The sequence below is a fragment of the Telluria mixta genome (assembly GCF_029223865.1).
Taxonomy (GTDB): Bacteria; Pseudomonadota; Gammaproteobacteria; order Burkholderiales; family Burkholderiaceae_D; genus Telluria; species Telluria mixta.
This window is the reverse complement of the sequence record NZ_CP119520.1, coordinates 118,778-144,787: the sequence shown is the minus strand read 5'-3', so window position 1 is coordinate 144,787 and position 26,010 is coordinate 118,778. Positions and strand designations below refer to the sequence as shown.

Sequence of the window (26,010 nt, the reverse complement as noted above, 5' to 3'; positions counted from 1 at the left end):
CGTGGCTGTTATTTTTGTGCCCACACTATACAGGTTATAATCTCGGGGTTCTGGTGCCCGCATGCGCGTCTGCGCGTGCAGTTAAACGGGAAACACGAAGCGGCGTCGCCACCGGCGGCGTGCCAACGTGTGCTGCCCCCGCAACGGTAAACAAGCGTCGCCGCATGGCGACAGGCCGCCCCGACGACCACTGTGCTTGCGCAGGAAGGTGGGGCGGTCCGTCTTGGAGCCCGGAGACCGGCCAGACAGGGGAAGCCGGCGTCATGCCGCGCTTTTGTGTACGCCGGCGTGCGGGGACGCTTGCCGGCGCAAACGAACACTGAACATCCTATGCATACTGCCGCCTCCACCCGCGGCGCGCCGGCTATCAAGCCGCTCGCGCTGGCCTGTGCCATCGTCCTGTCCTGTTCCACGAGCGCCGTGCGCGCCCAGGACGGCAACCCATCGACCGTCGTCATCACCGGTTCCCGCTTCCCGAGCGTGGAAACCCTGCGCCCGATCGGCGCCACCGTCATCACGCAGGACGACATCCGCCGCGCCGGCGTGAACGACGTGAACAGCGCGATCCGCAAGATCGGCGGCGTGTTCGGCCGCCAGAGCCTGGATTCGTCGCCCGACTTCGCGCTCGACCTGCGCGGCTTCGGCACCAACAGCGCGCAGAACATGGTGATCATGGTCGACGGCGTGCGCCTGAACGAGAACGAACTGGCGAACACCGTGCTGTCGACGATCCCGATCGACACGGTCGAACGCATCGAGATCACCCGCGGCGGCGGTAGCGTGCTGTATGGCGAAGGCGCCACCGGCGGCGTCATCCAGATCACGACGCGCCGCAACGTGGACGGCGGCCTTCACGGTTCCGTGTTCGCGGAAGGTGGCTCGTTCCACGAGCACGACGTCCGCGCGCAGCTGTCGCAGACGGCGGGCAACGTCAGCGCCGACATCGCCGTCGCGCGCCAGGGCTCCAATAACTACCGCCGCAACAGCGATTTCGACCAGACGACGGCCTCGCTGAACGTGCAGACCCGCTTCACGGGCGGCCGCGCCGGTATCCACGTCGAGAGCGCGCGCCAGGATTCGCGTCTCCCGGGTTCGCTGTCGCTGGCCCAGTTCGACGCCGACCCGCGCCAGGCCTCGACGCCGAACGACTTCGGCTCGCTGAACACGGACCGCGCAAACGCCTTCGCCGAATACCGCCTGGGTGCCGTCGACCTGGCAGCCGACCTGTCGCACCGCGAGCGCAACGTGCGTTCGAACTACCTGTCCTTCGGCTCGAACAATGCGTACGACGGCCGCCAGGACCAGTTCTCGCCGCGCGCCCGCTGGCTGTCCGACGTCGGCGGCATGCTCAACGAACTGGTGGGCGGTGTGGATTTCACGCGCTGGAAGCGCAAGACGACGGCCTCGTTCTCGAGCGCCGACGCGAGCCAGTCGTCGAAAGCCGTGTACCTGCGCGACGAGCTGCGCTTCGACCCGGCCCACGACGGCCGCATCGCCCTGGGCGCGCGCCATGAGAACTTCGACAAGAGCGTCGTGGACGCCGTGGGTGGCATCGCGCCGGAAGACCGCTCGCAATCGCAGAACGCGTGGGAGGCGCAGGCAAGCTATCGCGTGCACCCGCTCGTCGAGGTGTATGCGAAGGCGGGCAGAGCTACCGCGTGGCGAACGTCGACGAGAACGGCTACCGGTCCAGCCTCGATATCCTGAAGGCGCAGACGTCGCACGACCTCGAACTGGGCACGACGTTGCGCCATGCGCCGGGCGACGACAGCCGCACGCTTTCGGCGCGCGTGTTCCGCCATCGCCTGAACAACGAGATTTTCTACGACCCGACGCTGAACGGCGGCTGGGGCGCCAATACGAACCTCGATCCGACCGAACGCAAGGGCTTCGAGATCGACGCCGAAGCCGCGCTGGCGGCAGGCTGGCGCGCGAGCGCGCACCTGCAGCACGTGATCGCCCACTTCACGGACGGCCCGAACACTGGCCGCGAACTGGCGCTCGTGCCGAAGAACGTCGTGACGGCGCGCCTGGCGTGGGTGCCGGGCAATGGCCAGTCGGCGGACGTGGGCGTGCAATGGGTCGACAGCCAGCGCTACGGCGGCGACTTCAGCAATACCTGCGGCGCACGCATCCCGTCCTACACGACGCTCGACGCGCGCTACAGCATCAAGCTGGGTGCGTGGGAAGTCGCCGCGACGGGGCTGAACCTGGCGGACCGTCACTACTTCAGCAATGCGTTCTCGTGCAAGGGCGGTATCTACCCAAGCGATGGGCGCCAGCTGAAACTGTCGGCCCGGTACGACTTCTAACAAACCGGGGTCAGAGCCCGGTTTTGGGAAATTGCCAAAAATCGGGCTCTGACCCCGGTGTTGGTTACGACGGTAACCAATTGCAAGAAATAAGCCCCGGCTAAGGCTGACGACCGAAAAAGTGGTAATCTCGCGTCGTTCGCTTAACCAACCCAAGAAGGAAAACTATGCGTTCCCTGCGTTTTGCCCTGCTCGCCACCGTCCTCGCCGCCAGCACCGCTTTCGCTTCGCCGACCGACCCGAAGAGCGGTGTCGAGTACGTGACGCTCGCTCAGCCGCAACCGGTGCAGGCCACGGGTAAAAAGGTCGAGGTGATCGAGTTCTTCATGTACCACTGCCCGCACTGCAACGCGCTGGAACCGCAGCTCGAACAGTGGGTCAAAAAACAGGGTGACAACATCGTGTTCAAGCGCGTGCACCTGCCGTCGTCGGGCCCCAACGATCCGGAAGCGCACCTGCGCCTGACCTTGGAAGCGCTGGGCAAGGCCGAGGAATTCCAGCCGAAGGTGTTCAAGGCCTGGCACGTGGATCGCCTGCGCCTGAACACGGACGCGGCCATCATCGACTGGGTGTCGAAGAACGGTATCGACCGCAACAAGTTCCTGGAAGCCTGGAACTCGTTCGGCGTGACGACCAAGCTCCGTCGCCTGCAGCAGATCACCAGCGACTACAAGGTCGACAGCGTGCCGACCATCATCATCGATGGCAAGTACCAGACCTCGCCGGCAATGCTCTACAATTCGGTCAAGACCCAGAACGAGCCGGTCCTGTTCGGAGCCACGCTGCAAGTGATGGACGCCCTGGTTGCGAAAGCGGCCAAGTCAAAATAACAGGTAGAGAAACAGCGCAATGAGTGATGTCGAAGGCAAGATCCTGAAGATGTACGACAAGTCCAAACCGGACGAGGAACATCTGTTTGATTCGAGTAACTGGAACCACACGGCCTGGATACTCGTGATCGTGCTCGCAGGTCTTGCATTCTGGCTCGCCATTGCGCTGGTGAACGCTGAAAACCAGCGCAACGCGCTGATGACGAATCAATGCCAGGACCCCGTGTTCAAGGGCGAAGTCGACCGGCAATGCCTCCTGACCGTGCATTCGCGCGAACACTGGTGGGAACACCTGTGGTACGGCATGCGCCACGTGAAGCCGGAGCGCCCGGCGCCGGTCGGCCGTCGATAATTCCTTAAGGAAATGGTAACCTTCAGGTTTTCCACGACCTGAAGGATTGCCCATGCTTTTCCTGCGTGCCGCCGGCCTCGGCCTGCTGCTGTCCCTGTCGGTGTCTCTCGCCGGTGCATCGCCCGCCGTTCCGCAGAATGGCGTCGATTACGCTACGCTCGCCCGTCCGCAGCCCGTGCAGGCGAACGGCAACAAGGTCGAGGTCATCGAATTCTTCATGTACCACTGCCCGGTGTGCAATGCACTGGAACCGTTACTGGAGGAGTGGGTCAGGAAGGAAGGCGACCGCATCACGGTGCGCCGCATCCATTACCCGTCGACGGGACAGGCCGATCCGGAAGCGCACCTGTTCCTGACGCTCGAGGCGCTGGACCGGCTCGGGGACATGCACGAGAAAGTGTTCAAGGCGGTGCACGTTGATCATATTCGACTGAACAAGGACGACGTCATCATCGATTGGGCGGCGAAGAACGGCATCGACCGCGCGGCCTTCCTGGAGGCGTGGAATTCGTTCGGCGTGACGACACGCCTGCGCCAGCTTGAACGGATCGCGGCAAGCTACCAGGTCGACTCCGCGCCCACGCTCATCGTCGGCGGCCGCTTCCTGACGAACCCAGGCCTGCTGTCCCGCCAGATGGAAGGCGCCGATCGCGCAGACGTGTTCAAGGCCACGCTGCACGTGGCGGACAAGCTCGTCGACAAGGCCGCAAAAGGTCAATAGCGATTCAGGCCGACAGCACGCCGTCCGGCAGGCTGATGACGAAGCGGGCGCCGCCCAGCGCCGATTGCTCGACTTTCAGATGGCCGCCATGCAGGGAGATCGCCTTGTGCGCGATCGACAGGCCGAGGCCGAAGCCGCCGGTGGCGCGGTCGCGGCTGCGGTCGAGACGGTAGAACGGTTCGAAGATGCGTTCCCGTTCCTCTTCGGGGATGCCGGGACCGTCGTCCTCGACCGCGATCTCGATGCGGCAATCGTCGCGCCGTACGCGCAGCGCGACCTCGTGCGCCGCATACTTCTGCGCATTCCTCAGCAGGTTGCCGATGGCACGGCCGATCAGGCGGCGGTCGCCATCGACGCTGCCCAGGCGCTCACCCAGGTCCACGTGCAGGCGCTGCGGCCGCGGATGCAGGCCGTCCGTGCATTCGCGCAGCAGCGGTTCCAGCTCGAACAGGGTGCGCTGCGGGCCCTGGGCGTTGTCCAGCTTGCTCATCGACAGCAGTTCGTTGACGAGGTCGTTCAACTCGGTCAGGTCGCCTTCCATCGCCGCGATGCGCTTGGTCAGCGCCGGGTCGCCCGCGCGCTCGGCCAGCAGTTCCAGTGCGAATTCCAGCCGCGCGATCGGGGTACGGAGTTCGTGCGACACGGAGTGCAGCAGGTTCTTCTGCGCTTCCAATAACCCCTGGATGCGCTCGGCCATCGCATTGATGCGTTCGGCCAGCGGATAGACCGCGTCCGCCGGCTTCAGATGCGCCCGTGCCGACAGCTGCCCGGCACCGAATTCATCCGCCACGCGCGACAGCGTCTGCAACGCCTGCCAGTGCGAGCGCGACCACAGCGCGATCGGCACGAGCAGCGCGAGCGCCACGACGACGTAGCGCACGATTTCCATTGTGAGCGCCTGGCCGAGGTCGATCGGCAGGTTGTAGGCGCGGATCGCTTCCTCGTTGCTGCCGATGTAGCGGTCGCCGTGCAGGTCGACGCGGCGGAAGAATGCCTTGTGTTGGGGATCGAGCACGACGTCGCCCCGCTCCAGCGCCTCGTGCTGGCGGGCGGGCAGGGCGGCGCGCGCCTGGTCCAGCGGGATGAGGTCGAAGTGGGCCTCCGACACTTCGCGCACCTTGTTCAGGCGGCCCAGCCACTCGTCGGCCGGCGCGCGGTCGACGTATTGTTCGAGCAGGAAGATCTGCGCCGACGCCTGGCGCCGCGCGATGTCGTCGAGCGGATCGCCGAACAGCCGGGCGAAGACGAAGTAGATGACGAACGTCGCGGCCGTAATCGACAGCATCACGAGCACGAAGAAGCGGAAAAACAGGCGATTCACGCCGCCGTCCTCCGGCCGTGGTTACTGTCTGGATCTGGATTGGTCTTGCACATATCGAAATTGTATAGGAGCAATCATATAAAAAACCATCCCTTACAAATTGAGGACAAATGCCCGACAGTCCGCGGATGAAGTTCTTGCCCCTTGTCCGTACGATGTCTACACGTCAGGACACGTCGAAAACCGTCGCGAGCGGCAGCAGTGCCGTTCGAGAAGCGCAGCTGTACGTGAGTACAGCGAGCATCGCAGGACGGCAATGCAACGCGCAGTAGGTTTGCGACCTGTCCTCATTGGGTTTTCCGTTTGGGTCCGCCCGATGCGCGAGAGAAGGCGGACCCTTTTTTATTCGGGATGCGTGCCGGGTACATGGCGCCATCGTTTCCAGGAGAGGGAGAGTATGAGCATGTTTGGACGCGTGATGACGCCGCTGGGCGCCATGATCGTCGGCGCGACATTGGCCGCCTGCGGTGGAGGAAGCACGATGCATGACCAGCAAGCGAGCCCCGGCATCGCGGTCGGCGAGCCGAACCCGGCTGCCCTGGCCACCGCCCCGTTCGTCGAGATGGCGCGCACTGCCGCCTGCGCCGAGACGAAGAACCGCCTGTTCGTCATCGATGGCAAGCAAGTGTTCTGGGATCACGCCGGTCGCTGCGCCGACGCGTCCTATGAGCAAGTCTTGTTCGGCAACAAGCCGGAAACCCGCCTGTGCTCGTATGGCGACACGATCGCCGGACCGAAGACCTATTGCCAGGACGAGAGCGCCCGCGCGCTGTTCGAAACGATCGTCAAGAACGCCGACCAGCCGGATCTCGGCCTGGGCAGCGGTCACAAGGTCGAGCAACTGAACTTCCTGCCGGCGGCCGGTACGGCGGTCACGTTCGACACCGTGGCGAAAGACACGTTCTCGGGCGTGACGGCGCCGCAGACCGTCGTCATCAAGGACCAAGCCGCCTGGGACAAGCTGTGGGCCCAGCACACCGCCGGCCGCACGCCGGTGCCGGCCCAGCCCAAGGTCGATTTCACGCGCAAGATGCTGATCGGCGTGTTCGCGGGCGAGTACGCCAGCGGTTGCCGCAGCATGGTCATCGGCCGCGTTGCGGCGGGCGCCAGCAAGCTGGAAGTCGAGATCGACGAGCGCGACGTGACGACGGTCGCCATCTGCCTGCCCGTCGTGGTCCAGCCGATGCAGGTCGTGGCCGTCGACCGCATGGACGCCGACGTCGCGTTCAACAAGGTGGCCGCCTCGGACATCTTCTTCCAGACCGCGGACGCGACGAGCCTGTCGGGCATCCACGAGGAACGCACCGTCGTCGTCAAGGACGAGGCCGCATGGACCCGCCTGTGGGACGAACACGCGCCGGGCCGCGCCAGGCCTGCCGTCGATTTCGCGTCGCAGATGGTCGTCGGCGTATTCATGGGCAATGGCGCCAGCAGCTGCTACTCGACCGCGATCGATGGCATCCTGCGCGCGGGCGACAAGATCCTCGTGCGTGAGCTGCGCTCGGTGCCGGGACCGGACATCATGTGCGCCATGCTCGTGACGACGCCGGCGCACCTCGCCGTGATTCCGCGCAGCGATCTGCCGGTGGTGTTCTCTTCCGAAGTGGCAACCAGGCATTAAAGCAGGAAAGGATATGGGAGGAAGGAAGACAAGGACGTAGAATATTGTCTTCCCGAATCTTTCAACCCTGAACATGAACAAGCTTCTCTTCCTCGCGCTGAGCGCTGCCTGCGGCACGACGTGGGCCCAGACGCCGGCGACCAACCCCATGCCCGACGGCAGTCGCGACATGTACGTCGGCTTCGGCGTGCAGTCGGCGCCGCGCTGGGACGGGACGGGAAGCCGCAAGGTATCAGCGTTGCCGGTGCTTCAGGTTCAATGGAGCAACGGCCTTTTTATTTCCGGCATGAGCGCCGGCATGCACCTGTCGGACAGCCCGACGTTGGAATACGGCCCGCTGCTGGCCGTGCAGCCCGGCCGTGACGAGTCCGGCACCGGCCGGTCCGTCGACGGCGTCGGCACCGTGGGCACGAGCCTGATCGGCCCGGTCCCGGACCCGATCGACAAGCGCAACATGGTCGCCACGCGCCTGGAAGGCATGGACGAGATCGGCGCCCGCCTGCAGGGCGGCGTGTTCGCGAACTATTACCTGACGCCGCAATGGCGCCTGACGAGCAGCGTCCTGTACGGCGCCGGCAACGACCACGACGGCGCGCGCCTGGACCTGGGCGTGCAGCGGCTCGCGATCGAACTGGGCAGCCAGCATCGCGTGTCGGTGTCGGCGGGCGTCTCCATCGTGAACCGCAACTACAACCAGACGTATTTCGGCGTCACGCGCGACGAAGCCGTGCGTAGCCGGTTCTCCTACTACGAGGCGGGCGGCGGCCTGCAGGAGGCGCGCGTCGGCGTGCGCTGGAACTGGGCCCTGTCGCCCTCGTGGATGCTGACGTCGAACCTGCAGGTCAAGGGCCTGCTGGGCAATGCCGCAAAGAGCCCGCTCGTCGAGCGGTCCACCAACATGACGGTTTCGACCGCCTTCGCCTACCGGTTCTGACGATGCGCGCATCCCGCCAACTCATTGCTGCCTTCGCCTCGCTGCTCGCGGTCGTTTCGACCGGCGCGCAAGCACAGGCACAGGCCGGCGAATGGGTGAGCTACCGGGATGCGTACCGGGCCATGGTCCAGTTCGAGAAATACGGCGGCCCGAAGAATCTGTTGCAAAGCCAGCTGCAGGTGCAGTCGCGCGACCACGCCGGACTGGGCGAGGGCGCCCAGCTCACGCTGACGGGCAAGACGACGCAGCTGAACCTGCCGCTGGACGCCCTCGGCCGCACCGTGTTCCCGCTGACGAAGGCGGCGTACGACGAGAACGCGGCGCTCGTCCTGAACCGCAAGGGCATGCCGTTCGTGCTGCGTCCGCAGGTGACAATCGCGCCGCGCGCCGACGGCCAGTACGACGCCGCCGACCTGCGCACGGCCTGCGCCCAGGCGCTGGGCTTCGTGCGCTACGTCGACGCGTCGCAGCGCGCGCGCCAGTGCGCCGGCGTGCGCTTCGTGTTCCCAAGGAAGGGAACGGCCGAACCGGCCGGCGCCCGCCTGCGCCACGCGGACGGCGGCGAGCAGGCGTTGCCCGTCACGTCCGGCGCCGCCTTCACCGGGGATCCCGACGAAGGCTTCCCCATCGTGACCTGGCGCTTCTCCACCGCGCCCGGACGGGCCCAGGTCGTCACCTATTACGCGCCGCTGGCGATCGTCCCGATCTTCGAATAAACGCGGTATGCTCGTCCGGTTGCATACGACGAGGACGAGAATGGACAAGACAGTACTGATCACGGGCGCCAGCCGCGGCATCGGCGCCGCCTGCGCGCTGCTGGCCGGGCGACGCGGCTACACGGTCTGCGTGAATTACCGGGAGAATGAAGCGGCGGCAAACGATGTCGTGCGCGCCATCGAAGCGGCCGGCGGCCGCGCGTTCGCGGTGGCGGCCGACGTGGCCGACGAAGACGACGTCGCGCGCCTGTTCGCTGCCATCGACGCACGCTGCGGCCGGCTCGATGCCCTCGTCAACAATGCCGGCATCCTCGCGCGCCAGGCGCGGGTGGAACACATGGACGCCGCCCGCATCAACCGCATCCTCGCCACCAACGTCACGGGCAGCTTCCTGTGCGCGCGCGACGCCGTGCGGCGCATGTCCACCAACCACGGCGGTAACGGCGGGGCGATCGTGAATGTGTCGTCGCGCGCGGCCGTGCTCGGGTCGGCCAATGAGTATGTCGACTACGCCGCGTCGAAGGCGGCCGTGGACGCGCTGACGATCGGGTTGGCGAAGGAAGTGGCGCAGGAAGGCATCCGCGTGAACGGCGTGCGGCCGGGGCTGATCCACACGGACATGCACGCCAGCGGCGGCGAACCGGGCCGCATCCAGCGCCTGCAATCGTCCGTGCCGATGGCGCGCGGCGGCACGGCGGACGAGGTGGCCGCTGCCGTGCTGTGGCTGTTGTCGGACGAGGCGTCGTATGCGACCGGGACGTTCATCGACGTGTCGGGCGGGCGTTGACGACCGCCGTCGTTCCCGCGAAGGCGGGAACCCAAGTTCTGCGTGCGTCGCGATCACGCGTGAAAATTGGGTCCCCGCCTCCGCGGGGACGACGTTTTTAGTTCCAGGCCGATGGCGAAAACAGGTAGCCTTCGCCCCACACCGTCTTGATCTTCTCGGACAAATTGTCGTCGAACTTGCGGCGCAGCTTGGAGATGCAGTTGTCGATGCTGCGGTCGAGGCCGTCGAATTCGATGCCGCGCATCTTCTTGAGCAGCTCGTCGCGCGACAGCACGCGGCCGGCGGCCTCGGCCAGCACGAGCAGCAGCTTGTATTCCGTATTGCTGAGCACGCACGGCTGCCCACGCCACGTGACGCTGCGGTCGCTCGTCATGATGCGCAGCGCACCGAACTCCAGCACGCGGGTATCCGTCGTCGTCTTCGTCTGCGTGCGGCGCAGCAGGGCGCGCAGGCGCGCCAGCAGCACGCGCGGCTGCACGGGTTTGTTGACGAAGTCGTCCGCACCCTGTTCCAGGCCCGACACTTCGTCATAGGTATCCTCGCGCGCCGTGAGGATCAGGATCGGCACGTCGGACACGTCGCGGATCTGGCGGCATACGACCATGCCGTCCATGCCGGGCAGCATGAGGTCGAGCACGACGATGTCCGGCGTGGCCGTCTTGAAGTGTTCCAGCGCGGCGTCGCCCCGCGTGACGAGGTCGACCGAGAATTCATAGCCGGACAGGTATTCCGTCACCAGTTCCGCGAGGCGCGGATCGTCTTCCACCAACAGTACGCGATACATGATGTTCTCCTTGAGCCCGACATTCTATAAGAGTGGGCAAGGTTGGAGCATGTTTGGTGGGTAGCCATGACAAAAACATACAGTTTCGCGACAAATCCGGCCGCAGAACGTGCGATGCGGGGTAGTTGAGCGGCGTCATAGCTTACGCGACCATGGCGCTAAATATATTGACGACAGGCAATGGCGACCAGATAAGATTGCCTGCGTCCAATATGTTTCGCAAGGTTTGCGTCTTCCAGTTATATAGTTTCGGTCGAAGCCAATAAGCGAAAGTAAGCAAAAAAAAGGCCTGCATGAAGCAGGCCGTTTTACTTACGCCAGGTATGGCGAAACAATCACGTATTACGCGAAGTTCTTGTTCACGAAGTCCCAGTTGACGACGTTCCACCATGCCTCGACGAACTTCGGACGGGCGTTGCGGTAGTCGATGTAGTAGGCGTGCTCCCAGACGTCGCAGGTCAGCAGGGCCACGTTGTCGGTGGTCAGCGGGGTGCCGGCGTTCGAGGTGTTGACGATGTCGACGGTACCGTCCGTCTTTTTCACCAGCCAGGTCCAGCCCGAACCGAAGTTGCCGACGGCCGACTTCTGGAACTCTTCCTTGAACTTGTCGAACGAACCCCACTTGGCGTTGATCGCATCGGCGACCGGGCCGGTCGGGGCGCCGCCGCCGTTCGGGGTCATGCAGTTCCAGAAGAAGGTGTGGTTCCACACCTGGGCCGAGTTGTTGAACACGCCGCCCTGCGATTTCTTGATGATCTCTTCCAGCGACAGGTTTTCGAACTCGGTGCCCTTGATCAGGTTGTTCAGGTTCGTGACGTAAGCCTGATGGTGCTTGCCGTAGTGGTATTCCAGCGTCTCGGCCGAGATGTGCGGCTGCAGGGCATCCTTAGCGTACGGCAGTGGGGGCAGGGTATGTTCCATGTCTTGTTCCTTGGTAAGTTGACGGGAGACTCAATAGTCTCTGCGGTACATCAATTCGGGCGCTTATTCTAAACCGGTTAAGCAAACGTTGCAGATATGGCTTTGCGAATACATCAGATTGTCATTCGAGTAAGTCTTGTACGCCGGCGATACTGACTTCGGCACTGCCGTCCGCCAGGCGGATGCGCAATACGTCGCGCGGCTTGATCTGGCCCGGCGAATGTAGAACTTTACCTTTCGCGTTGCTGACGATCGCATAGCCGCGCTCCAGCGTCCGCTGCGGGTTCAGCAGTTCCAGCTGCGCCGCCAGGGCGTTCAATGCCTCGCGCCGCGCGCGCAACTGGTTGCCGACGCTGGCCATCAGGTGGCGCCGGTCGGATTCCAGCCGCGTGCGCAGGCCGCTCCAGTCCGGGCGATGGCGGGCCCAGCGCTGCTGCAGCTGGGCCAACAGCAGGCCATGGCGGTTCACCGGCGCGCGGACGGCATGCGTGAGACTGCTGGCCATGCCCAGAAGTTTCAGGCGCTGGTGCTGGATCTGGCTCGACGGGCTCAACAGGCGGCGCGACAGGTTGTCGAGGCCCTGGCCGGCGTCGGACAGGACGCGGTCCATCGCGCGGCGCAGGTCGCCGGCGTCCGCCTGCAGCGACGCGATCCAGTCCGCACGTGCGGTGGCGGCGAGCTCGGCGGCAGCCGTCGGCGTGGCGGCGCGCAGGTCGGCGGCGAAGTCGGCGATGGTGAAATCCGTCTCGTGGCCCACGCCCGAGATCACGGGCATGCTGCACGCCGCGATCGCGCGCGCGACGGCTTCTTCGTTGAAGCTCCACAGGTCTTCGATCGAGCCCCCGCCGCGGCACACGATCAGCACGTCCACTTCGCGTCGGTGCGATGCGACGGCGATGGCTTCCGCGATCTTCTGCGCGGCCAGCTGGCCCTGCACGGGCGCCGGATACAGCACGATGCGCACGTGCGGCACGCGCCGCCTGAGGGCCGTCAGCACGTCGCGCAGCGCGGCCGCCTGCGGGCTCGTGACGATGCCTACCGTGCGCGCGAACAGGGGCAGTGGACGCTTGCGGCTTTCGTCGAACAGACCCTCGGCCCCCAGCTTTTCCTTCAGGCGCATGAACGCTTCGTACAGCGCGCCCACGCCCGCGCGGCGGATCGCCTCCACGTTGATCTGGTAATCGCCGCGCGCCCCGTACAGGGTGACGAGGGCGCGCACCTCGACCTTGTCGCCCTCGCGCGGGGTAAAGCCCGCGTACTGGGCGCGGCCGCGGAACATGACGGCGCGCACCTGGGCTGCGTCGTCCTTCAGCGTGAAATACCAGTGGCCGCTGGCTGCGCGCGTGAAATTCGAGATCTCGCCGCCGATCCAGACGAGCGGAAAGGTGCGCTCCAGCAGGCGCGCGACCTGCTGGTTGAGGGCCGTGACGGTCAGTACGGGCGGGGCGGCGTAGGCCGGGTCGGCGTCTTCGGTGGGGAACATAGGGATGAGCTGGTTTGAACTGTCCACAAAAACATGGCTGCGCGCAGTGTAAGACACATCTGCTGTAAAACAACAAGTAGTTTTTGTAAACACCTGATTTTTATAGTAAAAGATGCTGCCCGATTTCGATGCAGCAACCAAATTGCCTTACGGATCAATGGCTTGAGTGCATCTTCGGATACTTGGCCACAATCTTATCCACAGTTTATGTGCGAAAGTGGACAAGTCGGCGCTGCTCAAAAATTCAGCTTGAATATATTTTCCTTGGGCAATCAAACACTTAGGGCGCTGTCGCGGCCCTTGCTCACATCGTTTTCCACAGTTTATGTGAACAGAGGCCCGTCAACCCGCGCATACACGACCGGTTTTCCACTGCCTAAAAAATCTGCACGGAGAAAATACCGTTTAGATTCAATGACTTTGTCTTCCATCAAGTGCGTTGCTCACAATCTTTTCCACAAAATGTGTGCAGAAGACCGGTTGTGTCGGGACGCGACTATAACCCAGTGGCGGCGTGGCCGGAACAGCCGGCCGTCAAGGCGTGTGCGCTGTGCACAAGTCCAGTATGCCTAAAAATTGGGCTTGGCTAAGAATGCTGAGATAAATCAACGAGTTAGTGGGCGAACGATGAGCTTGCTCACATCTTTTTCCACAGTTTGTGTGAAAAATCCTGCGGGGGGCAGACCCGGCACGGGGACAAGCGCTTGCCCAAAAAACGGGCGCATATTCTTTTCTTCTAAGAATCAAGGACTTAAGGTTTGGTTTGGGCGCTTGCGCACAATTTTGTCCACAAAAAATGTGCAGAAGGGCAGGGTAGGAGGGGATGTGTAGTCTGGCACAACCGTGCCTATTTTTTGGACTTGGAAATTTCTCTGAGCAAAATCAAATACTTACCGCATGGAAAGCTGATTCCTCACAAATTTATCCACAGAAATTGTGGGCAACTACGTGCAGATGGAGCTCGCTACGGGCCTGTAAAGTTCCTTGCTGGAAACGCGTTTTGGTTCTGCCAAGTTTTTACGCACGGAAAAATATCCTTTAAGAATCAAGCCACTTAGCGCCAACGGACGGCCTTGCACACACTTTTATCCACAGAAAGTGTGCAGAACTCTACTTGCCGCAATCCGGGCAACACGTTACATTGCGCAACTACATTGTTTCATTGTTTTTTACTTATCCAGGAGTCCCATTTGCTCGCCATTCTTCAAGCCGCCGGCTGGCCCATCTGGCTGTTGCTGATCGCGTCGATCATCGCCCTGGCCCTGATCATCGAGCGCCTGATCTACCTGCGTCGCGAAAAGATCCTGCCGCGCCAGCTGCTCGATGAAGTCATCCAGGTTTATCGCAGCGGCAAGGTCACTCCGGACATCATCGACAAGCTGCAAACGAATTCCCCGCTCGGTGCCGTGCTGGCCGCTGCGCTGCGCAACGTCGACGCGCCGCGCGACGTGATGAAGGAATCGATCGAGGAAGCGGGCAGGGGCGTTGCCCACGTGCTGGAACGCTTCCTGACGACGCTCGGCACGATCGCGTCGCTGGCGCCGCTGATGGGCCTGTTCGGTACGGTGGTCGGCATGATCGAGATCTTCGGCGCGCAGAATGCCAGCGGCACGAATCCCGCCCAGCTGGCCCACGGTATCTCCGTCGCGCTGTACAACACGGGCTTCGGCCTGGCGATCGCGATGCCGGCCCTCGTGTTCTACCGCCACTTCCGCGCACTGGTGGACAGCTTCATCATCGACATGGAGCTGCAGGCCGTGAAATTCGTCGACGTCGTCCACGGTGCCCGCAAATGATCGACTTCCGTCGCGGCCGCAAACGCGAGGATCCGGAAATCAACCTGATCCCGTTCATCGACGTGCTGCTGGTCGTGCTGATCTTCCTGATGGTGACGACCACGTACAGCAAGTTCACCGAACTGCAGATCACGCTGCCGACTGCGGATGCCGAGAAGGCGATCGAGAAGCCGTTCGAGATCAACGTCACGGTCGACGCCAAGGGTAACTACACGGTGAACAACGTGCCGGTCGCGTTCCACGGCGTGGCGAGCCTCGCCGACGACCTCAAACGCGCGGCCGGCACCGGCCCCGACGGCCAGCCGCTGCCGGCACCCGTGAAGGACCCGGTCATCATCGTCAATGCCGACCAGTTCGCGATGCACCAGATGGTGATCAACGTGCTGGAAGCGGCGCGCATGGCGGGATATGACAAGCTGACGTTTGCGGCGCAGACGGGCGGGCAGAAGTAAGAATTTTCGTCGTCCCCGCGCAGGCGGGGACCCAAGTTCTGCGAGCGCTGACAGTGTGCGTGCAAATTGGGTCCCTGCCTTCGCAGGGACGACGGTTTGGCTAGTACATGGCATCCTCTCTCGAATCCACACTCACCCGCGCCTGGCTCCGGCGCGGGCCGCTCGCCGTAGCCTTGTGGCCGCTGTCCCTGCTGTTCCGTCTGCTGACCGCGCTGCGCATCGCCCTGTACCGCGCGGGCGTGCTGAAGGCCGGACGGCTGCCCGTGCCCGTGGTCGTCGTCGGCAACATCTTCATCGGCGGCACGGGCAAGACGCCGCTCACGATCTGGCTGGCGCAGCAACTGCGCGCGGCCGGGATGCGGCCGGGCGTGATCTCGCGCGGCCATGGCGGCGCGGAAGATGCACCGCGCGAAGTACTGGTGACGTCGCGCGCGCAGGACGTCGGCGACGAACCGCTGCTGATCGCGGCGCGTGCCGGCTGCCCCGTCGTCGTCGGCCGCAAGCGCGTCGCGGCCGGACGCCATCTGCTGGACCTCCATCCCGACGTGGACGTGCTGATCACCGACGACGGCCTGCAGCACTACGCCCTCGCGCGCGACGTCGAGATCATCCTGTTCGACGGCCGCGGCACCGGCAACGGCTGGACCCTGCCGGCCGGCCCGCTGCGCGAAGCGCCGTCGCGCCGGCGCGATGTCACCGTCGTCAACGCGCCGGAGATCACGCCGGCGCTGGCCGCGGCGGTGGGCGGACAGCCGTGGCAGATGCGCCTCGCGGGCGACCATGCCGAGCGCCTGATGGATGCGAACGAGCGCGTGCCGCTGTCCGCGTTGCGTGGAAAACGGGTACTGGCGGCGGCCGGCATCGGCAATCCGGGGCGCTTTTTCGCACTGCTGCGCGCGGCCGGCCTGGACGTCGCCGAACTGCCGCTGCCCGACCACCACGACTTCCTCGACGACCCGTTCCGTACCGTCGACGCCGACGTCATCCTGGTGACGGAGAAGGATGCAGTAAAATGTCGGCAACTTGAAACAATCAACAACGACCCGCGCGTGTGGGTCGTGCCGGTCGGCGCGCAGATCGATGCCGCGCTGGCTGCCCAAATCGTGGAGAAATGTCGTGGACGCCCGACTGCTTGATATCCTGGTCTGCCCGCTGTGCAAGGGACCGCTCGAATATGACAAGAAAGCGCAGGAATTGATCTGCCGCCCGGACCGCCTCGCGTATCCGATCCGTGACGGCATCCCGATCATGTGGGCCGAGGAGGCGCGCAAGGTCGAGCCGGCCCTGTAACCCGATGAGTTTCGTCGTCATCATCCCGGCACGCCTGGCCTCCACGCGGCTGCCGAACAAGCCGCTCGCCGACCTGGGCGGCAAGCCGATGGTCGTGCGCGTGGCCGAACGCGCGCAGCAATCGGGCGCCTCCCGCATCATCGTCGCCACCGACCACGCCGACATCGCCGCCGCCTGCGCCGCGCATGGCGTGGAAGCCTGCATGACGCGTTCGGATCACCCTTCCGGCACGGACCGCATCGCCGAAGTGGCGCACCTGCTCGGCCTCGCGCCCGATGCCGTCGTCGTCAACCTGCAGGGCGACGAACCGCTGATCGATCCCGCGCTGCTGGCCGCGTGCGCCGCGCGCATCTCGGCCGACGTGCCGATGGCGACCTGCGCCCATCCGCTGTCCGATGTGGCCGACGCCTTCAACCCGAACGTCGTGAAGGTCGTGCTGGACAAGTCCGGGCGCGCACTGTACTTCTCGCGCGCCACGATCCCCTGGCACCGCGACGGCTTTGCCGCCACCCGCGAGCAACTGCCTGCGGGCTACGTCCCCCTGCGCCACATCGGCCTGTACGCGTACAGCAATGCGTTCCTGCAGCGCTATCCGCAGCTGGAACCCGCGCCGCTCGAATCCATCGAGGCACTGGAACAATTACGCGTGTTGTGGCACGGCGTCCCGATCGCCGTGCACGTGACGGACGAGGCGCCCCACGCGGGCGTCGACACCCCGGCCGATCTGGAGCGAGTGCGACTTTTCTATACGTCTTGATCCTGGTAGAAACTACTCTTCAGGCTGCTTGCGGCACGTCAAACGGCTGAGAGATCGGCCGCCGCCGGTGGCTTTTATTGCTGCTTTTGTGGTAAGTTTCGTATCAGTAGCTAGATATGCATCATGCAGTTGTCTGTTCCCAACTACAACTGCGTCAAAAAAATTATTAGATACCTTTAGGAAATCCTTCATGCGTCTCATTCTGTTAGGAGCCCCCGGCGCCGGTAAAGGCACCCAGGCGAACTTCATCAAAGAAAAATACAACATCCCCCAGATTTCCACCGGCGACATGCTGCGTGCGGCCATCAAGGCCGGCACCGAGCTGGGCCTGGCTGCGAAAAAAGTGATGGATGCTGGCCAGCTGGTGTCGGACGACATCATCATCGGCCTGGTGAAGGAGCGCCTGAAGGATGCCGACTGCGCCAACGGCTACCTGTTCGACGGCTTCCCGCGCACGATCGCGCAGGCCGACGCCATGAAGGACAGCGGTGTGAAGATCGACTATGTGCTGGAAATCGACGTGCCGGACGAGCTGATCGTCGAACGCATGAGCGGTCGCCGCAGCCACCCGGCATCGGGCCGCGTGTACCACGTCAAGTTCAACCCGCCGAAGGTCGAAGGCAAGGATGACGTGACGGGCGAGCCGCTGGTCCAGCGTGACGACGACACGGAAGAAACGGTCAAGAAACGCCTGGCCGTGTACCACAACCAGACCGAAGTCCTGCTCGGCTACTACAACAAGTGGGCGGAATCGGGCCTGCCGGGCGCGCCGAAGTACCGCAAGATCTCGGGCGTCGGCCCGGTCGAACAGGTACGCGACGCCGCATTCGCGGCACTCGCAGGCTGAGCATTCCAGAGCGGCGCAAGCCGCTCTTTTTGGCTCCGGATGACACATGCCATCCGTCCAGGTTTTTAGATCAAAGTTTTGTCGCACCCTTGTGCGGCGAATGCAGCAAGGCAGGCCGTACCGCAGGTAAGCTCAAGTTAGCTCAACTAAGCTCAACTAAGCGCACGCGGCCTTTCGACTCTGTAGTGGTTTGATCGAAAACGAGGGGGACGACATGGCATCTGCGCAGCTCACCTTCGCCGTCGCGTGCGGCGTCATCGCGGTATTCTACGGCTTGTGGTCGCGCCGATGGGTCCTGCAACAGGATCCCGGCAACGGCCGCATGCAGGAAATCTCGCTGGCCATCCAGCAGGGGGCGTCGGCCTACCTGGCGCGCCAGTACCGTACCATCGCGATCGTGGGCTTCGTCCTGCTGATCGCCATCTACTTCCTGCTCGGTGCCGCAACCGCGGGCGGCTTCCTGGCCGGCGCGCTGCTGTCCGGGGCCTGCGGCTTCATCGGCATGAACGTGTCCGTCCGCGCCAACGTGCGTACGGCACAGGCGGCCGCGACCGGGCTCGACCAGGCGCTGAACGTCGCCTTCCGCGGCGGCGCCATCACGGGCATGCTCGTGGTCGGCCTGGGCCTGCTGGGCGTGGCGCTGTTCTATTGGATCCTCGTGCTGCGCGCGGACCCCGCCCTGACCCCGCACGAAGTGATCCAGCCGCTCGTGGGCCTCGCGTTCGGCGCCTCGCTGATCTCGATCTTCGCGCGCCTCGGCGGCGGCATCTTCACGAAGGGCGCCGACGTCGGCGCCGACCTCGTGGGCAAGGTCGAGGCCGGCATTCCCGAGGACGATCCGCGCAACCCCGCCGTCATCGCCGACAACGTGGGCGACAACGTGGGCGATTGCGCCGGCATGGCGGCCGACCTGTTCGAAACCTACGTCGTCACGCTGGTCGCCACGATGCTGCTCGGCGCGCTGGTGATCCCCGGCATGGGCGGCACCGGCACCGTGTATCCGCTGCTGCTGGGCGGCATTTCCATCATCGGGTCCATCGTCGGCTGCTCGCTCGTGAAGAACCATCCGGGGCACAAGATCATGTACGCGCTGTACACGGGGCTGTGGTGGTCGGCCGGGCTGTCGCTGATCGGATTCGCCGCCGTCACGTGGCTCGTGTGGCCGGACGACATCATGCGCTGGCGCATGCTGGGCTGCGCCACGGTCGGCATCGCGCTCACGGGCCTGATGGTCTACATCACCGAGTACTACACGGCGACGGAATTCGGGCCCGTGCGTCACATCGCCGAAGCGTCGACGACGGGCCACGGCACCAACATCATCGCGGGGCTCGGCGTGTCGATGAAGTCGACCGCGTATCCCGTGCTCGTCGTGTGCGCCGCGATCCTCGTCGCGTACGCGCTGGGCGGCCTGTACGGCATCGCCATCGCGGCGACCGCCATGCTGTCGATGGCCGGCATCATCGTCGCGCTGGATGCCTACGGCCCCATCACCGACAACGCGGGCGGCATCGCCGAGATGAGCGGCATGCCCGACCAGGTGCGCGCCGTCACCGACCCGCTGGACGCCGTCGGCAACACGACGAAGGCCGTCACGAAGGGGTATGCGATCGGCTCCGCGGGGCTCGCGGCCCTCGTGCTGTTCGCCGACTACACGCATGCGCTGGAAGCGCATGGCACCCATATCGCGTTCGAGCTGTCGAACCCGATGGTGATCGTGGGCCTGTTCATCGGCGGCCTCGTGCCTTACCTGTTCGGTGCGCTGGCGATGGAAGCAGTGGGGCGGGCGGCGGGTGCCGTCGTGCTGGAGGTGCGGCGCCAGTTCCGCGACATCGTCGGCATCATGGCGGGTACCGGCAAGCCGGAATACGACAAGGCCGTCGACATGCTCACGGCGTCCGCGATCCGCGAAATGGTGCTGCCGTCGCTGCTGCCCGTGATCGTGCCGATCCTCGTCGGCATGCTGCTTGGGCCCGCGGCGCTGGGCGGCATGCTGATGGGTACGATCGTGACCGGACTCTTCGTCGCGATCTCGATGACGACGGGCGGCGGCGCCTGGGACAACGCCAAGAAATACATCGAAGACAATCACTACGGCGGCAAGGGTTCCGATGCGCACAAGGCCGCCGTCACGGGCGACACGGTGGGCGACCCGTACAAGGACACGGCCGGGCCGGCCGTGAATCCGCTCATCAAGATCATCAACATCGTGGCGCTGCTGCTCGTGCCGCTGCTGCCGGCGGGCGGCTGGCTGGCCGTGTCGGAACCGCAGGCGCTGTACGCCAAGCCCACGGCGACCGTGCAGGCACCGGCAGGGGCATCCTCGAAAGCAGCGGTTCAGCGCCCGAGCGCTTCGCTGAGCGCGCTTTCCAGCGATGCGCGGTCCGAATCGCCGCGGTAGCGTACGCCGTTGATGAAGAAGGTCGGGGTGCCGGTCGCGCCGTCGTGGTGGGCGCGTTCGGCATCCGCCTGCACGCGTGCACGATGGCGGCGGTCCAGCACCTCCGCGCGGAAGCGCTCGATGTCGAGATCGAGGCTTTCCGCCAGCACGGCGAGGTCCTGCTTGTCGAACACCTGACGCTGCTGTTCGTACAGCGCGTCGTGCATGTCCCAGAAGCGGTCCTGGCTGCCGGCCGCCTCGGCCGCTTCCGACGCCAGTTCGGCCAGCGGGTGCAGGTGCGCCAGCGGCAGGTGGCGGTAGACCAGGCGGATGCCGCCGAATTGCTCGTCCAGCTCGCGCAGCGCGACGTGGGCGCGGGCGCTGTACGGGCATTGGAAGTCCGCGTATTCGATCACCGTCAGCGCGGCATCCGCCGGGCCGCGCACGTGTTCGTCATTTCCGATCTCGTCAACTCGCTTCATCGATTTTCTCCTGGTCGCATCGAGGCGCCATGATGACATGACATGCTAAATTGTGTAGTAAATTTTCACCCGGAAAGAAGATAGGTGTAAAAACAAAACAGATGGCGACGAGTTAGCCTCCGTTGCGGTACAGTAGCGTCATCAGCGGTTTTGTTTATTGAACAAGCCGCGCCAGCTTACTAACCAAATGGAGAAAACCATGACGATCAATCTGGAAGGAAAGGGCGTAACCGACGCCCTCGGCCTCGATCCAACCGACGCACCGCGCCAGGACAGCATGCAACGGGCCGACGGCGCCGACCGTGCCGAACTGCAGCGCGCGCTGCTCGTCTACGGCGTGGCCGGCGCACTGGGCGCCGATCACGCACGCAGCACCATGAACGAGACGCGCGTCTGACGGCGTCACGTCGATCAACGAACGGGACCGCGAGGTCCCGTTTTTCATTTCAGAACACGCACATGCGGTCCGCTTCCTCGCGCAGCCACGGCCGGAAATCCGGATGCGCAATGGCGATCAGCGCCTGCGCGCGCTGCTTCGCCGACTTGCCGCGCAGCTGTGCCACGCCCCATTCCGTGACGACATGGTTGACGTCGTTCTTGCTCGTGGTGGCGTGGGTGCCAGGCGACAGGGTCGGCACGACGCGCGAGACGGTGCCGTCCTTCGCCGTGGACGGCAGCACGATGAACGACTTGCCGCCGCGCGACCGGTTCGCGGCGCGTACGAAATCCACCTGGCCGCCCGTGCCGGAATAGGGCAGGTGGCCGATGCTTTCGCTGCCGCACTGGCCCAGCAGGTCGACCTGCAGGCTCGCGTTGATCGACACGAGTTTGTCGTTCTGGCCAGCGATGTACGGATCGTTCGTGAAGTTCGACGGATGCATCTCCAGCATCGGATTGTGGTGCATGAAGTCGTACAGGCGGCGCGAGCCCAGCGCGAACGTCGCCACCATCTTGCCGGGCAACAGCGTCTTGCGGCGGTTGGTCACGGCGCCCGCTTCCACGAGTTTCAGGATGCCGTCGCCGATCATTTCCGTGTGGATGCCGAGGTCGCGCTTGTCCGTCAGCTGCATGACGACAGCGTCCGGAATGCCGCCGTAGCCGATCTGCAGGGTGGAACCATCCTCGATGTGCTCGGCCACGAGGCGGCCGATCGCTTCCTGCACGGGGCCGATGTGGGGCAGGCCCACTTCCATGATCGGGTCTTCGCTTTCGACCAGCGCGGTGACCTGCGAGATGTGCACGTGACACTGGCCGTGTGTGAACGGGACGTGCGGATTCACTTCCAGCACGACGGCGCGCGCCTTCGCGACGGCCGCCATCGTGTAATCCGTGCCGAGGCTGAGGGCGAAGTGGCCGGATGCGCTCATCGGCGATGCCATCGCGAACACGACATCCGCCGGCATGAGCCCTCGTTCGATCAGCATCGGGATCTCGGAAAAATAATTGGGGATGAAGTCGCACCAGCCGCCCTGGCCGCCGGCGCGCGAGGCCCCGCCGAAGAACAGTGCCGCGTGGCGCACATGCGGCCGGCACTCGGGCGCGAAATAGCCGTACTTGCGCATCGCGAGGATCTGCGCGACCTGGACGTCGTGAAAGCCCCGGCATTCCTGCGACAGCGCGTGCAGCAGGGTGGGCGGTTCGCCGACACCGGTCGGGACGACGATCATGTCGCCGTCGCGGACATGGTTGAGGGCGTCGAAGGCACTGCCGCGTTTGGCGCGGTACATCTCCTGCAGGGTCTGCATGGTCGTCTCCTGTATGTTTTTGTTTGAAAACATGCATCGTGGCAGCTTAACAGCGTGGCGCAGGAAACTGACGCGCACCTGACACTCGTCTGACGCACAGCAGCGCGCCGGCACGGCGCAGTGCGGCCGATAATGGACGCGAGGAGTGACGGATCATGAAACCGAAACCATATGTACTGACCGCATGCGCGCTGCTCGCGTGGACGTGCGCGGCGCACGCGCAGAACCAGACCCAGCGGACGGAGCAGGCCAACCGCGACGCGGCCGTGCCCGACGAAGCGAGCACGACGAAGCCTGCGCGCACGCCGCCGCCGGCGCCGCTGAGCTATGGTCCCGTGCTGAACCCGCGCGCGCAGCAGGGCGCGGACGTCGTCCGCAAGGACCCGGCCGAGGTGCACGACGAGGCGGATACGTTGACCCGCCAGGCCCCGCCGTCCGAGAAGCCCGAGAAGAAGCTGAGCGACAAGCAGCTCGAGGAACTGCGCCGCCGCGCCGTACGCCGCCACCCGGCGTCACAGGGCGAGGGGCCGATGGCGCCGCGGCCGCTGCGGTCCGGCGAGACGCCGCCCGCCACCGTCGCCGTACCGATCCCGCCGCGGGCGACAGCGCCGCAACCGACCGTGCCCAGCACCACCGTGATCCGCGGCTGCCAGGGCATCGTTTGCACGGATGGGGCCGGCAATACGTTCAACGCCGGCGGTAATGCCGGCACCAGCAGCACCGGCCGTGCATGTGCGCGGAACGGGACCACGGTCACGTGTTTTTGACGTATCAGCCCAAATCCCGCTAGAATCCGCTGGTTGACGTTTACGTAAACGGAACATCCAGCGAATAACGAAAGGGAGACAGATGCAAATCCAGAATAACGTGTTCATCGTGACGGGCGGCGCTTCGGGCCTGGGCGCGGCCACCGCGCGCACCATCGTGGAAGCGGGCGGCAAGGTCGTGCTGGCCGACGTGCAGCAGGAAGCCGGCGCGGCACTGGCCGCCGAACTGGGTGCCGCGGCGCGTTTCGTGAAATGCGACGTGACGTCGGAAGCCGACGGACAGGCCGTCGTGGCGGCGGCCCTGGAACTGGGCAGCCTGCGCGGCCTCGTCAACTGCGCCGGCGTCGCGCCCGCCATCAAGACGGTCGGCAAGGACGGCCCGCATCCGCTGGACGCCTTCCAGCGCGCCATCAACATCAACCTCGTCGGCACCTTCAACATGTGCCGCCTGGCGGCCGATGCGATGGGCAAGGAAGAGGGACTGGAACACGGCGAGCGCGGCGTGATCATCAACACGGCGTCCGTCGCCGCGTTCGACGGCCAGATCGGCCAGGCCGCATACGGCGCGTCGAAGGCGGGCGTGGCCGGCATGACCCTGCCGATGGCGCGCGACCTGTCGCGCAGCGGCATCCGCGTGATGACGATCGCACCGGGCATCTTCGAGACGCCGATGCTGATGGGCATGCCGCAGGAAGTACGCGATTCGCTGGGCAAGATGGTGCCGTTCCCGCCGCGCCTCGGCATGCCGCGCGAGTATGCGCACCTGGCGAAGACCATCATCGAAAACGTCATGCTGAACGGCGAGACGATCCGCCTGGACGGTGCCATCCGCATGCAGCCGAAGTGAGCGCTTAAGCAATTTCCTGTACGATGCCCTCTGGTATTTCCGGAGAAATCGTATGACCTCGAAGTTGCTCGCCCCGAAGTTGCTTACCCTCCTTTTGGGCGGCGTATTGACCGCCGCCCTCCAACCCGCCGTCACGCTCGCCCAGGACGCCTCGGCGCTGCAGCGAGCCCCGAGGCCGCCAGCGGCTATACCGAGAAGGCCGGCTGGACGGCGCGCAAGTACATGGTGGCGGCCGCGAATCCGCTGGCCGTCGAGGCGGGCTACGAGATGCTGAAGCAGGGCGGCACGGCGATCGACGCGGCGATCGCGACGCAACTGGTCCTCACGCTCGTCGAGCCGCAATCGTCCGGCATCGGCGGCGGCGCGTTCCTGATGTACTACGACGGCAAGAAGGTGCAGGCGTTCGACGGCCGCGAGACGGCGCCGTCGAAGGCGGACGAGCATCTGTTCCAGCGTCCGGACGGCACGCCGATGTCGAGGTCCGAGGGTATCGTGGGCGGCCGTTCGACGGGCGCGCCGGGCGTGCTGCGCATGCTGGCGCTGGCCCACCGCCAGCACGGCAAGCTGGCGTGGAAGACGCTGTTCCAGCCCGCGATCCGCCTGTCGGAACAAGGCTTCGCGGTGAGCCCGCGCCTGAACGGCCTCCTCGCCGGGGACCGGTACCTCCGCAACGACCCGACGGCGCGCGCCTACTTCTATGCGCCCGACGGCAAGCCGTGGCCCGTCGGCCACGTGCTGAAGAATCCCGAACTGGCGCGCACCCTGCGCGAACTGGCCGCCGGCGGCGCCGACGTCTTTTACACGGGCCGCATCGCGCGCGACATCGAGACGAAAGTCAAAAGCCACCCGACCAATCCGGGCCTGCTGACCGCGGCCGACATCGCCGCCTATCAACCCAAGCTGCGCGAGCCGGTCTGCAACGACTACCGTGCCTACACCGTATGCGGCATGCCGCCGCCGTCGTCGGGCGGGATCGCCGTCGCGCAGATGCTCGGCATGTTCGAGACGCGCGACATGAAAGCGCTGGCGCCAGCGAACGGCATCCCGGGCGCGGACGCCGTGCACGTGTTCTCGGAAGTGGGCCGCCTTGCGTATGCGGACCGCGACCGCTACGCCGCCGACACGGACTTCGTCCCGCTGCCCGGCCGCGGCGTACCCGCGCTGCTGGACAAACGCTATCTCCAGCAGCGTGCGAGCCTCGTCGGGCAACGCTCGATGGGCAAGGCGCAAGCGGGCCATCCGCCGGGCGTGGAGATGGCGTGGAACTGGGGCCTGGACAATTCGATCGAAGCGCATTCGACGTCGCACGTCGTCGCGGTCGATCCGTACGGCGCGGGATTGTCGATGACGACGAGCGTCGAGGACGCGTTCGGCTCGCGCCAGATGGTCGACGGCTTCATCCTCAACAACCAGCTGACCGACTTCTCGTTCGATTCGCGCGACGCGAACGGCCCCATCGCCAACCGCGTGGAGCCGGGCAAGCGTCCACGCAGCGCGATGAGCCCCACGATCGTGTTCGACAAGAAGACAGGAAAATTCGTGGAAGCGGTCGGCTCGCCGGGCGGTCCGCTGATCATCAATTACGTGGCGAAGGTCCTCGTCGGCACGCTCGACTGGGGCCTCGACATGCAGCAGGCGATCTCGCTGCCGAACTTCGGCAGCCGCAACGGCCCGACGGAACTGGAGGCCGGGCGCTTCCCGCTGTCCGAGGTGAAGGCCCTGCAAGCGCGCGGCCACGACGTGCGCGTGTTCGAGCAGACGTCCGGCCTGCAGGGCATCGCGCGCACGGAGATTCACGGCGTGCCCCTGTGGCTCGGCGGTGCCGACCCGCGTAGGGAAGGTGTTGCAAAAGGCGATTGAAGACC

The 26,010-nt window shown here is 65.0% G+C and carries 24 protein-coding genes, 1 pseudogene and 1 riboswitch; of the genes and pseudogenes, 19 read left to right on the top strand and 6 right to left on the bottom strand.

The window, feature by feature from the left end:
* The first annotated feature begins 34 nt into the window (after positions 1–34).
* A riboswitch (cobalamin riboswitch) is annotated at positions 35–260 on the top strand.
* Between the two features lie 70 nt (positions 261–330).
* The 4 genes and pseudogenes from P0M04_RS00635 to P0M04_RS00615 all read left to right on the top strand — a co-directional run bounded on the left by P0M04_RS00635 (position 331) and on the right by P0M04_RS00615 (position 4,215).
* Positions 331–2,312: pseudogene (locus P0M04_RS00635) on the top strand (TonB-dependent receptor).
* Positions 2,313–2,479: 167 nt separating this feature from the next.
* Positions 2,480–3,142, top strand: coding sequence for a thiol:disulfide interchange protein DsbA/DsbL (locus P0M04_RS00625; protein ID WP_259452408.1), 663 nt, complete (start codon positions 2,480–2,482; stop codon positions 3,140–3,142).
* A 19-nt stretch (positions 3,143–3,161) separates the two neighbouring features.
* Positions 3,162–3,494 carry a hypothetical protein gene (locus P0M04_RS00620; protein ID WP_259452409.1) on the top strand — a complete coding sequence of 111 codons (333 nt, stop codon included), beginning with the start codon at positions 3,162–3,164 and terminating at the stop codon, positions 3,492–3,494.
* Positions 3,495–3,546: 52 nt separating this feature from the next.
* The gene (locus tag P0M04_RS00615) at positions 3,547–4,215 is read left to right on the top strand and encodes a thiol:disulfide interchange protein DsbA/DsbL (RefSeq protein WP_259452410.1); all 669 of its coding nucleotides are present in this window, start codon (positions 3,547–3,549) and stop codon (positions 4,213–4,215) included.
* Between the two features lie 4 nt (positions 4,216–4,219).
* On the opposite strand, the gene P0M04_RS00610 is transcribed toward P0M04_RS00615, so the two are convergent.
* Positions 4,220–5,536, bottom strand: coding sequence for an ATP-binding protein (locus tag P0M04_RS00610; RefSeq protein WP_259452411.1), 1,317 nt, complete (start codon positions 5,534–5,536; stop codon positions 4,220–4,222).
* Between the two features lie 397 nt (positions 5,537–5,933).
* On the opposite strand from P0M04_RS00610, the gene P0M04_RS00605 reads away from it, so the two are divergent.
* The 4 genes from P0M04_RS00605 to P0M04_RS00590 all read left to right on the top strand — a co-directional run bounded on the left by P0M04_RS00605 (position 5,934) and on the right by P0M04_RS00590 (position 9,594).
* Positions 5,934–7,157 carry a hypothetical protein gene (locus P0M04_RS00605; RefSeq protein ID WP_259452412.1) on the top strand — a complete coding sequence of 408 codons (1,224 nt, stop codon included), beginning with the start codon at positions 5,934–5,936 and terminating at the stop codon, positions 7,155–7,157.
* A gap of 73 nt (positions 7,158–7,230) precedes the next feature.
* Positions 7,231–8,091, top strand: coding sequence for a MipA/OmpV family protein (locus P0M04_RS00600; RefSeq protein ID WP_259452413.1), 861 nt, complete (start codon positions 7,231–7,233; stop codon positions 8,089–8,091).
* A gap of 2 nt (positions 8,092–8,093) precedes the next feature.
* Positions 8,094–8,807, top strand: coding sequence for a hypothetical protein (locus P0M04_RS00595; protein WP_259452414.1), 714 nt, complete (start codon positions 8,094–8,096; stop codon positions 8,805–8,807).
* A gap of 40 nt (positions 8,808–8,847) precedes the next feature.
* On the top strand, positions 8,848–9,594 hold the full coding sequence (locus tag P0M04_RS00590; RefSeq protein WP_259452415.1) for an SDR family oxidoreductase: 747 nt from the start codon (positions 8,848–8,850) through the stop codon (positions 9,592–9,594).
* Positions 9,595–9,691: 97 nt separating this feature from the next.
* On the opposite strand, the gene P0M04_RS00585 is transcribed toward P0M04_RS00590, so the two are convergent.
* From P0M04_RS00585 to xseA, 3 genes are all read right to left on the bottom strand, one after another.
* Positions 9,692–10,378, bottom strand: coding sequence for a response regulator (locus P0M04_RS00585; RefSeq protein WP_036237291.1), 687 nt, complete (start codon positions 10,376–10,378; stop codon positions 9,692–9,694).
* A gap of 342 nt (positions 10,379–10,720) precedes the next feature.
* Positions 10,721–11,299 carry a superoxide dismutase gene (locus P0M04_RS00580; RefSeq protein ID WP_259452416.1) on the bottom strand — a complete coding sequence of 193 codons (579 nt, stop codon included), beginning with the start codon at positions 11,297–11,299 and terminating at the stop codon, positions 10,721–10,723.
* A gap of 121 nt (positions 11,300–11,420) precedes the next feature.
* On the bottom strand, positions 11,421–12,782 hold the full coding sequence (xseA, locus tag P0M04_RS00575; RefSeq protein ID WP_259452417.1) for an exodeoxyribonuclease VII large subunit: 1,362 nt from the start codon (positions 12,780–12,782) through the stop codon (positions 11,421–11,423).
* A 1,190-nt stretch (positions 12,783–13,972) separates the two neighbouring features.
* Here xseA and P0M04_RS00570 point away from each other — a divergent pair.
* From P0M04_RS00570 to P0M04_RS00540, 7 genes are all read left to right on the top strand, one after another.
* Entirely contained in the window at positions 13,973–14,578 is a 606-nt protein-coding gene (locus tag P0M04_RS00570; protein ID WP_036237285.1) for a MotA/TolQ/ExbB proton channel family protein, read from the top strand.
* Positions 14,578–15,030, top strand: a complete 453-nt coding sequence (locus P0M04_RS00565; RefSeq protein ID WP_259452463.1) for an ExbD/TolR family protein — start codon at positions 14,578–14,580, stop codon at positions 15,028–15,030. Before P0M04_RS00570 ends, P0M04_RS00565 begins: the two co-directional genes overlap by 1 nt.
* Positions 15,031–15,137: 107 nt before the next feature.
* On the top strand, positions 15,138–16,166 hold the full coding sequence (lpxK, locus tag P0M04_RS00560; protein ID WP_259452418.1) for a tetraacyldisaccharide 4'-kinase: 1,029 nt from the start codon (positions 15,138–15,140) through the stop codon (positions 16,164–16,166).
* Positions 16,147–16,320 (top strand): Trm112 family protein, encoded by a 174-nt coding sequence (locus P0M04_RS00555; RefSeq protein ID WP_081984107.1) that lies wholly within the window; start codon positions 16,147–16,149, stop codon positions 16,318–16,320. The genes lpxK and P0M04_RS00555 overlap by 20 nt, the downstream gene beginning before the upstream one ends.
* A gap of 4 nt (positions 16,321–16,324) precedes the next feature.
* The gene (gene kdsB / locus P0M04_RS00550) at positions 16,325–17,077 is read left to right on the top strand and encodes a 3-deoxy-manno-octulosonate cytidylyltransferase (RefSeq protein WP_259452419.1); all 753 of its coding nucleotides are present in this window, start codon (positions 16,325–16,327) and stop codon (positions 17,075–17,077) included.
* A 190-nt stretch (positions 17,078–17,267) separates the two neighbouring features.
* Entirely contained in the window at positions 17,268–17,924 is a 657-nt protein-coding gene (gene adk, locus P0M04_RS00545) for an adenylate kinase (RefSeq protein WP_259452420.1), read from the top strand.
* A gap of 214 nt (positions 17,925–18,138) precedes the next feature.
* The gene (locus P0M04_RS00540; RefSeq protein WP_259452421.1) at positions 18,139–20,325 is read left to right on the top strand and encodes a sodium-translocating pyrophosphatase; all 2,187 of its coding nucleotides are present in this window, start codon (positions 18,139–18,141) and stop codon (positions 20,323–20,325) included.
* On the opposite strand, the gene P0M04_RS00535 is transcribed toward P0M04_RS00540, so the two are convergent.
* The gene (locus tag P0M04_RS00535; protein WP_259452422.1) at positions 20,262–20,786 is read right to left on the bottom strand and encodes a DsbA family protein; all 525 of its coding nucleotides are present in this window, start codon (positions 20,784–20,786) and stop codon (positions 20,262–20,264) included. The two genes, P0M04_RS00540 and P0M04_RS00535, sit on opposite strands and share 64 nt — an antisense overlap.
* 199 nt (positions 20,787–20,985) lie before the next feature.
* Between P0M04_RS00535 and P0M04_RS00530 the strand changes: the two genes are divergently transcribed.
* Positions 20,986–21,183, top strand: coding sequence for a hypothetical protein (locus P0M04_RS00530; RefSeq protein ID WP_259452423.1), 198 nt, complete (start codon positions 20,986–20,988; stop codon positions 21,181–21,183).
* 49 nt (positions 21,184–21,232) lie between these two features.
* On the opposite strand, the gene P0M04_RS00525 is transcribed toward P0M04_RS00530, so the two are convergent.
* Positions 21,233–22,531 carry an acetyl-CoA hydrolase/transferase family protein gene (locus P0M04_RS00525; RefSeq protein ID WP_259452424.1) on the bottom strand — a complete coding sequence of 433 codons (1,299 nt, stop codon included), beginning with the start codon at positions 22,529–22,531 and terminating at the stop codon, positions 21,233–21,235.
* A gap of 155 nt (positions 22,532–22,686) precedes the next feature.
* Between P0M04_RS00525 and P0M04_RS00520 the strand changes: the two genes are divergently transcribed.
* The 3 genes from P0M04_RS00520 (at position 22,687) to ggt (ending at position 26,005) form a co-directional block, all read left to right on the top strand.
* Positions 22,687–23,298 (top strand): hypothetical protein, encoded by a 612-nt coding sequence (locus P0M04_RS00520; RefSeq protein ID WP_259452425.1) that lies wholly within the window; start codon positions 22,687–22,689, stop codon positions 23,296–23,298.
* Between the two features lie 82 nt (positions 23,299–23,380).
* Positions 23,381–24,145, top strand: a complete 765-nt coding sequence (locus P0M04_RS00515) for a 3-hydroxyacyl-CoA dehydrogenase (protein WP_105379647.1) — start codon at positions 23,381–23,383, stop codon at positions 24,143–24,145.
* Positions 24,146–24,367: 222 nt separating this feature from the next.
* Complete coding sequence (gene ggt, locus P0M04_RS00510; RefSeq protein WP_281042255.1) at positions 24,368–26,005, top strand: gamma-glutamyltransferase; 1,638 nt, start codon at positions 24,368–24,370, stop codon at positions 26,003–26,005.
* The last annotated feature ends 5 nt before the right edge of the window (positions 26,006–26,010 follow it).

What these genes read in the sequence shown, in the direction of transcription:
- P0M04_RS00620 (WP_259452409.1), top strand. Translation starts at nt 3,162, where the DNA reads ATGAGTGATGTCGAAGGCAAGATCCTGAAGATGTACGACAAGTCCAAA.
- lpxK (WP_259452418.1), top strand. Translation starts at nt 15,138, where the DNA reads ATGGCATCCTCTCTCGAATCCACACTCACCCGCGCCTGGCTCCGGCGC.
- P0M04_RS00585 (WP_036237291.1), bottom strand. Translation starts at nt 10,378, where the DNA reads ATGTATCGCGTACTGTTGGTGGAAGACGATCCGCGCCTCGCGGAACTG.
- P0M04_RS00625 (WP_259452408.1), top strand. Translation starts at nt 2,480, where the DNA reads ATGCGTTCCCTGCGTTTTGCCCTGCTCGCCACCGTCCTCGCCGCCAGC.
- P0M04_RS00515 (WP_105379647.1), top strand. Translation starts at nt 23,381, where the DNA reads ATGCAAATCCAGAATAACGTGTTCATCGTGACGGGCGGCGCTTCGGGC.
- P0M04_RS00535 (WP_259452422.1), bottom strand. Translation starts at nt 20,786, where the DNA reads ATGAAGCGAGTTGACGAGATCGGAAATGACGAACACGTGCGCGGCCCG.
- P0M04_RS00525 (WP_259452424.1), bottom strand. Translation starts at nt 22,531, where the DNA reads ATGCAGACCCTGCAGGAGATGTACCGCGCCAAACGCGGCAGTGCCTTC.
- xseA (WP_259452417.1), bottom strand. Translation starts at nt 12,782, where the DNA reads ATGTTCCCCACCGAAGACGCCGACCCGGCCTACGCCGCCCCGCCCGTA.
- P0M04_RS00530 (WP_259452423.1), top strand. Translation starts at nt 20,986, where the DNA reads ATGACGATCAATCTGGAAGGAAAGGGCGTAACCGACGCCCTCGGCCTC.
- kdsB (WP_259452419.1), top strand. Translation starts at nt 16,325, where the DNA reads ATGAGTTTCGTCGTCATCATCCCGGCACGCCTGGCCTCCACGCGGCTG.
- P0M04_RS00600 (WP_259452413.1), top strand. Translation starts at nt 7,231, where the DNA reads ATGAACAAGCTTCTCTTCCTCGCGCTGAGCGCTGCCTGCGGCACGACG.
- P0M04_RS00615 (WP_259452410.1), top strand. Translation starts at nt 3,547, where the DNA reads ATGCTTTTCCTGCGTGCCGCCGGCCTCGGCCTGCTGCTGTCCCTGTCG.
- P0M04_RS00605 (WP_259452412.1), top strand. Translation starts at nt 5,934, where the DNA reads ATGAGCATGTTTGGACGCGTGATGACGCCGCTGGGCGCCATGATCGTC.
- adk (WP_259452420.1), top strand. Translation starts at nt 17,268, where the DNA reads ATGCGTCTCATTCTGTTAGGAGCCCCCGGCGCCGGTAAAGGCACCCAG.
- P0M04_RS00540 (WP_259452421.1), top strand. Translation starts at nt 18,139, where the DNA reads ATGGCATCTGCGCAGCTCACCTTCGCCGTCGCGTGCGGCGTCATCGCG.
- P0M04_RS00590 (WP_259452415.1), top strand. Translation starts at nt 8,848, where the DNA reads ATGGACAAGACAGTACTGATCACGGGCGCCAGCCGCGGCATCGGCGCC.
- P0M04_RS00520 (WP_259452425.1), top strand. Translation starts at nt 22,687, where the DNA reads ATGAAACCGAAACCATATGTACTGACCGCATGCGCGCTGCTCGCGTGG.
- ggt (WP_281042255.1), top strand. Translation starts at nt 24,368, where the DNA reads ATGGTGGCGGCCGCGAATCCGCTGGCCGTCGAGGCGGGCTACGAGATG.
- P0M04_RS00595 (WP_259452414.1), top strand. Translation starts at nt 8,094, where the DNA reads ATGCGCGCATCCCGCCAACTCATTGCTGCCTTCGCCTCGCTGCTCGCG.
- P0M04_RS00580 (WP_259452416.1), bottom strand. Translation starts at nt 11,299, where the DNA reads ATGGAACATACCCTGCCCCCACTGCCGTACGCTAAGGATGCCCTGCAG.